This window comes from Streptomyces sp. NPDC058457, assembly GCF_042720695.1.
Lineage (GTDB): Bacteria > Actinomycetota > Actinomycetes > Streptomycetales > Streptomycetaceae > Streptomyces.
Window position 1 is genome coordinate 24,171 of record NZ_JBHXLU010000131.1, and the last position, 6,375, is coordinate 30,545.

Here is a 6,375-nt window from a genome sequence, read left to right on the forward strand (position 1 = left end):
GGGTGCCTCCCCCAGCCTTCGGCCGGGGGGACCCCCAGCGCCCACCCGTGCCGCCCTGCGACACGCCTGCCCGCAGCTGTGTCAGCTGACAAGGCGCCCGCGGCTCAAGAGATGCGGCTGGGGAGCGCCCCGTAAGGGGCGCGGGGAACTGCGCGACCAGCCCCCACCCACCCGCAGCGACTCACGGCCCGCAGCAACGTCTTCGGCTCCGGCCGACCTGCGCAGCGCCCGGCAACGCCTGAGGGGTGACCATCCAGTGACGGTCACCCCTCAGTCGCGCTCTGTTCGGCCTGTCGGCCCCTCCGGCGGAGCCGTCAGTGGCCCTGTTCGTCGCGGCGGCGCTGCCAGCGCTCCTCGATGCGGTCCATCATGGAGCGCTTCGGCCGACCCTGGCGGCGGCCCTGCGGGCCTGACGCGGGCTGCTCGCCGGGCTTGGGGGCCTTGCGCCAGCCCGTGACGGCGAGGACCGCGCAGCCCAGCATGACGAGGAAGCCCACCACGCTGACCCAGATCTGCTGTGCGACCATTCCGGCCATGAGGAGCGCGATACCCACGAGGAAGCCTGCGACCGCCTGGTAGACCCGTCGCCGGGTGAACGTCCGCAGCCCGTTTCCCTCAAGCGCTGTCGCGAACTTGGGGTCTTCGGCGTACAGCGCTCGCTCCATCTGCTCAAGCATTCGCTGCTCGTGCTCCGAGAGCGGCACGGCGTCCTCCTCATCGTGCAGTCGCCGGGGCGACCCGGGGGGTCCCTTCAGGATAGGCAGGGAATCGCCCCCGTGAAACCCGCCCCTCTAGGCCAATTGGCCAACCGGAAACCGCCATGACAGTTCCGGCTCGCTGAGACTTCCATTCCCCAGCGGCCGACCCGTCATGCCGGGCGATCTCCCTCGATCATACGGCGCAAACCCCTCGATCGGGGGGCCTGTGGCGTACTCCATCCGCTGCCGAGCCCCTGATCAGCGGGCTCGTCTCAGGAGACTCTCAGACCTCGGCGGCACCCGGTGTCTCGCCGAGCACATGCAGCTGGGTGGCGACGGCGTGGAAGGCGGGGAGTTCGGCCGCGGCGGCCTCCAGCTTGAGCAGGGCGTCGAGGGCGCCGGGCTCGGTGTCCACCAGGACGCCGGGGACCAGGTCGGCGAAGACCCGCACGCCGTGCACGGCGGCGACGGCCAGGCCCGCGCCCTCGACCAGGGCCGTGAGCTGGTCGGCGGTGAAGCGGCGGGGCATCGGGTCGCCGCTGCCCCAGCGGCCGTCGGGGTCTTCCAGGGCCTGCTTGGCCTCCTTGAAGTGACCGGCGAGGGCACGGGCGACCACGGCCCCGCCGAGCCCGGCGGCGAGCAGGCTGAGGACGCCGTCGGAGCGCAGCGCGGCCACCGTGTTGCGCACGCCCTCGGCCGGGTCGTCGACGTACTCCAGGACGCCGTGGCACAGCACCACGTCGTGGCCGCCGCGCTCGACCACGTCGAACAGGCCGAGGACGTCGCCCTGGACGCCCTTGACCCGGTCGGCCACGCCGGCCTCGGCGGCGCGGCGCTCCAGCGCGAACAGCGCGTTCGGGCTGGGGTCGACGACGGTGACGCGGTGGCCGAGACGGGCCAGGGGGACGGCGAAGTTGCCGCTGCCGCCGCCGGTGTCCAGGACGTCCAGCGCGTCCCGGCCGGTGGCCTTGACCCGGCGGTCGAGGGCGTCCTGGAGGACCTCCCAGACCACGGCGGTACGGAGAGAGGCGCGGGGTCGAGTGGGGTCCGGCACGGCAGTTGACTCCTCGGCGCGGCACCGCCTGTTGCCCGGCGGCGCGAACTCGGTGCCTCCCCGGCCCGAGGTGCGGGAGGAAGGAAGGCTTCAGGCGCTCTCCACCCTATTGCCTCCGCCGCCTCGCCCCCTATTGCCTCCGCCGCCTCGTCCGGTCATCTCAGGTCGGCGGCTCCCGTCCCGGTCAGGTCGGCGGCTCCCGTCCTGGTCATCCCGCGTCGGGCAGTTCCCCTCCCAAGGCGCCGGTCGGCCGCTCCCCGTCCTCCCGTCGCGCCTGCGGCAGGACCGGCTGGAGGACGAGCATCCGCTCGACGATGCGGAGGAACATCGCCACGTCGCGTATCAGGTCGTCGGCGTCCCGGCGGCTGGCCGCGCCCTGGATGCCGGCCTCGGCGCGGGCCCGGCGGCCGGCGCCGGAGGCGAAGAGGGCGCTCCACTCGGTGAGCTCGGGCGTGACCTCGGGGAGCACCTCCCAGGCGCTGCGGATCCTGGCCCGGCGCCGGGGCGAGGTCTCGGGGCGGGCGCGGGCGGCGAGCACGGCGGCCGCGGTGCGCAGGGCGGCCAGGTGGGCGGTCGCATAGCGCTCGTTGGGGGTGTCGAGCAGTTCGGCCTCGTCGAGGGCGGCGCGGGCCTGGGTGAGCAGGTCGAGGGCGGCGGGCGGGGCCGTGGCCCGGCGGAGCACGGGGTGCACATCGCTCGCCGGGCCGGTCAGTGAGGGGGCAGGGCCGGTGGCGCGGCGCCGGTGGGCGGCGGCCGCTGACGAGTTGGCCATGACGAACCTCCTGTCGTCTGAGTGACGGCGCCCTCACACGGGGTGCCGTATGTGCCCATCGTGAGGTATGGCACTGACAATCCGTTCTGACCTGGGCTTTTGCTTCGATCGAAAGTTCGGGCTAGTTTTTGCACTGACCAGTCAGTTCAAAAACAACGCCACAGGGGGGAACCTGTGCACGGCGTACCTGTCACGGCCGAGAGCCTCGGACTCAAGGGGCCGCGCGGCTGGGCGTTCCAGGGGATCTCCCTGGACGCCGGGCCCGGCGCGCTGATCGCGGTGGAAGGGCCGTCCGGCTCCGGCCGCACCTGTCTGCTGCTCGCGCTCACCGGCCGGATGAAGACCACCGAGGGCACCGCGACCGTCGGCGGGGCCCGGCTGCCGGGGCAGCTCGCGGCCGTACGGCGGATCAGCGCGGTGGCCAACGTGGCCGGGGTCACCGACCTCGAACCCGCCCTGACCGTCGGCGAGCACCTGCGCGAACGGGCCCTGCTGCAACGCCGGTTCGGCGACTCCCTGCGCGCGCTGCTGCGGCCGCGGGCGGAGCGGACGGCGCGGGCGAAGGAGCGGGTCGACGACGCCCTGGCCGCCGCCGGGCTCGACCTGGAGTCGCTGCCGAAGGGCGCCCGGACCGCCGTACGGGATCTGGAGCGGATCGAGGCGCTGCGGCTGTCCGTGGCGCTGGCGCTGGTCGGGAAGCCGCGGCTGCTGGCCGTGGACGACGCGGACCTGAAGCTGTCGGAGGCCGAACGGGCCGAGGTGCGGGCGCTGTTGGCGTCGATCGCCGAGGCCGGGACGACGGTGGTGGCGGTGTGCGGCCAGGCGATGGCGGGGGCCGTCGTCGTGCGCACCGGGACGACGGAGACCACGGAAGCCACGGAGCCCACCGAGGCAACGACGGCTGCGACGACTGCGGAGAAGAAGGAGGCCGGCGATGCGCTCGCCGCGACTGGCCGCGCTTGAGCTCAGGCGCTTCGGACGGGGCCGGCTGCCGCGCGCGGCCCTGGTGGCCCTGCTGGTGCTGCCGCTGCTGTACGGCGCGCTGTACCTGTGGTCGTTCTGGGATCCGTACGGCCGCCTGGACCGCGTCCCGGTGGCGCTCGTGAACGACGACAAGGGAGCGACGGCGAGCGGCAAGAGGCTCACCGCGGGCGACGACATCGTCGCCGGGCTCCGGGACAGCAGGACCTTCGACTGGCACGAGGTGAGCGCCGCCGAGGCGCGCCGGGGCGTCGAGGACGGCACGTACTACCTGTCGCTGACCATGCCCGCCGACTTCAGCGCGCGCATCGCCTCCAGCGCGGGCGACTCCCCGGAGACCGGCGCGCTCCAGGTGCGTACGAACGACGCGAACAACTACATCGTCGGGCAGATCTCCCGCACCGTCTTCAACGAGGTCCGCTCGGCCGCGTCGACCAAGGCGTCCCGGTCCTTCCTGGACCGGATCTTCATCTCGTTCGCCGACATCCACGGGCAGACCGTGAAGGCCGCCGAGGGCGCCGACACGCTCACCGGTGGCATCGGGAAGGCCGAGAAGGGGTCCAAGGACCTCGCGGACGGCCTGAAGGACGCCAAGACCGGCAGCGCGAAGCTCGCCAAGGGGATCAGCAAGCTGGACGCGGGCGCGGGGACGTTGGAGGACGGCTCGCGGCAGGTCGCGGACGGCACCCAGGCCCTGGCGGACCAGGTCGACGGGGTCTACGGCAAGGTCGGCCCGTACCTGGCGAAGAACGAGAAGACCATCGGTGACACGGCGCGGCTGGTCGCCGACTCGGCACAGACCGTCCGGGACAACCTGGGCGTCCTGGTGAAGACCGCGCCCGCCGCCGCGAAGACCGCCCACGCGGCCGCCGGCACGCTGGACGAGGTCTACGCGGCGCGCTGTTCGGCGGAGCTGCTGACCGACTCTGTCTGCCCCGACCTGAAGAAGGCCAGGGACGCGGCCGACGACGTGGCCGCCGTCGCCGACGACCTCGACACGCTGATCGCCGACCAGAACGGCGACCTGAAGACGCTCGACGCGAACCTCGGCACGCTCCAGACCCAGGCGCAGGCCCTCGCCGACCGTGCCCCGCACCTCTCCGAGGACGTCGCCGACGCCGTCAAGAAGATCGACAAGCTGAACGACGGCGCGGCCCGGGTGGCCGCGGGCGCCGCGAAGCTGCACACCGGGCTCGGCACGGCCACCACCGGCGCCACGAGCCTCGACACCGGCATCGGCAGGCTCAAGACCGGCGCCTACGACCTCAGCGGCGGTATGTACAAGCTCGCCGACGGCTCCAGCACGCTCGCCGGCGGCCTGCACGACGGCGCGGCGAAGATCCCCGACTACGACAGGCAGGACCGCGACCGGCGCACCGGGGTCATGTCCGACCCGGTCCGGCTCGCCTCGCAGGACCTGCACAAGGCGCCCAACTACGGCACCGGGTTCGCCCCGTACTTCATCCCGCTGTCCCTGTGGGTCGGCGCGATGGTGGCCTACATGCTGATCCAGCCGCTCAACCGGCGTGCCCTGGCTTCCGGTTCGGCCGCCTGGCGGATCGCGCTGGCGGGCTGGCTGCCGGTGGTCGCGGTCGGCGTGCTGCAGACGGCCGCCCTGATGGCCGTACTGCACTGGGCGATCGGGCTCCAGATGGTCCGCGCGGCCGGGACGGTCGGGTTCCTGTTCCTGGTGGCGGCCTGCTTCGCGGCGATCGTGCAGTGGCTGAACGCGCGCTTCGGGGCGGCGGGGCGGATCCTGGTCCTCGCCCTGCTGATGCTCCAGCTGACGTCGGCGGGCGGCACGTATCCCGTGCAGACCAGCCCGGGCTTCTTCGCCGCGATCCACCCGTTCCTGCCGATGAGCTATGTCGTGGCGGCGCTGCGGCGGCTGATCACGGGCGGCGGCCTTGGACCGGTGTGGCAGGCCTGCGCCGTCCTGGCGGCGTTCACGGCGGGTGCCGTGGCGCTCACCGCGGTGTCGGCCCGGCGCCGCCAGGTGTGGACGCTGGACCGCCTGCATCCCGAGCTGAGCCTGTGAGGCCTCGATGACCTCCTCTTCCGTGCCCGCGGAGGCCGCCGTTCCTGTGAGAATCGGGACCATGGAAAGCAGCAGCACCACGGGCGGCAGCACACGCCGTGAGGCCACCCGGCAGAAGCTCTACGAGGCCGCCGTCACGCTCATCGCCGAGCAGGGCTTCTCGGCCACCACAGTGGACGAGATCGCCGAACGGGCGGGCGTCGCGAAGGGCACCGTCTACTACAACTTCGCGAGCAAGTCGGTTCTCTTCGAGGAGCTGCTGCGGCATGGCGTGGGTCTGCTCACCGCGTCCCTGCGGGACGCCGCCGAGCAGACCGCGCGGGAGGGCGGCAGCCGGGTCGACGCCCTGGACGCGATGGTCCGCGCGGGTCTCGTCTTCATCGACCGCTACCCGGCCTTCACCCAGCTCTACGTGGCGGAGCTGTGGCGTACCAACCGGGCCTGGCAGTCGACGCTGATGGTGGTCCGGCAGCAGGCCGTCGCGGTCGTCGAGGGCGTGCTGCGCGAGGGCGTGGAAAACGGCGAGTTCAGCGACGAGATCGACGTCCAGCTGACGGCGGCCGCCCTGGTCGGGATGGTGCTGGTGGCGGCGCTGGACTGGAAGTCCTTCCAGCCGGAGCGCTCCCTGGACGACGTCCACGCGGCTCTGTCCCGGCTGCTGCAGGGGCGGGTGAGCGGGAAGGGCTGAGCCCTTCCGGGACCGGCACGCGCGCGTGGCCGCGAGAAGGCCGCACGCGCGCGTGGCAGACGAAGGCGCCGGTCCACGGTGGCCCCCTCCCCCCCCGGCCGCCGGCGGACCGGCGCCGACCGCAAGCAGGCGCTGATAAACAAA

Annotated in this window: 6 protein-coding genes; 3 read left to right on the forward strand and 3 right to left on the reverse strand. The window is 73.0% G+C overall.

Going from position 1 to position 6,375, the window contains the following annotated elements:
• Nucleotides 1–314 precede the first annotated feature (314 nt).
• From ACFWPS_RS50355 to ACFWPS_RS50365, 3 genes are all read right to left on the reverse strand, one after another.
• Nucleotides 315–704: a DUF3040 domain-containing protein gene (locus ACFWPS_RS50355; RefSeq protein ID WP_383720202.1), complete on the reverse strand. Its 390-nt coding sequence runs from the start codon at nt 702–704 to the stop codon at nt 315–317.
• A 277-nt stretch (nt 705–981) separates the two neighbouring features.
• Entirely contained in the window at nt 982–1,752 is a 771-nt protein-coding gene (locus ACFWPS_RS50360; protein WP_383720204.1) for a methyltransferase, read from the reverse strand.
• 208 nt (nt 1,753–1,960) lie between these two features.
• Nucleotides 1,961–2,524, reverse strand: a complete 564-nt coding sequence (locus ACFWPS_RS50365) for an SAV_6107 family HEPN domain-containing protein (RefSeq protein ID WP_383720207.1) — start codon at nt 2,522–2,524, stop codon at nt 1,961–1,963.
• Between the two features lie 174 nt (nt 2,525–2,698).
• On the opposite strand from ACFWPS_RS50365, the gene ACFWPS_RS50370 reads away from it, so the two are divergent.
• The 3 genes from ACFWPS_RS50370 to ACFWPS_RS50380 all read left to right on the forward strand — a co-directional run bounded on the left by ACFWPS_RS50370 (nt 2,699) and on the right by ACFWPS_RS50380 (nt 6,231).
• Nucleotides 2,699–3,487 carry an ATP-binding cassette domain-containing protein gene (locus ACFWPS_RS50370; protein WP_383720210.1) on the forward strand — a complete coding sequence of 263 codons (789 nt, stop codon included), beginning with the start codon at nt 2,699–2,701 and terminating at the stop codon, nt 3,485–3,487.
• Complete coding sequence (locus ACFWPS_RS50375) at nt 3,459–5,543, forward strand: YhgE/Pip family protein (protein WP_383720213.1); 2,085 nt, start codon at nt 3,459–3,461, stop codon at nt 5,541–5,543. The genes ACFWPS_RS50370 and ACFWPS_RS50375 overlap by 29 nt, the downstream gene beginning before the upstream one ends.
• Before the next feature lie 61 nt (nt 5,544–5,604).
• Nucleotides 5,605–6,231, forward strand: coding sequence for a TetR/AcrR family transcriptional regulator (locus tag ACFWPS_RS50380; protein WP_383720216.1), 627 nt, complete (start codon nt 5,605–5,607; stop codon nt 6,229–6,231).
• The last annotated feature ends 144 nt before the right edge of the window (nt 6,232–6,375 follow it).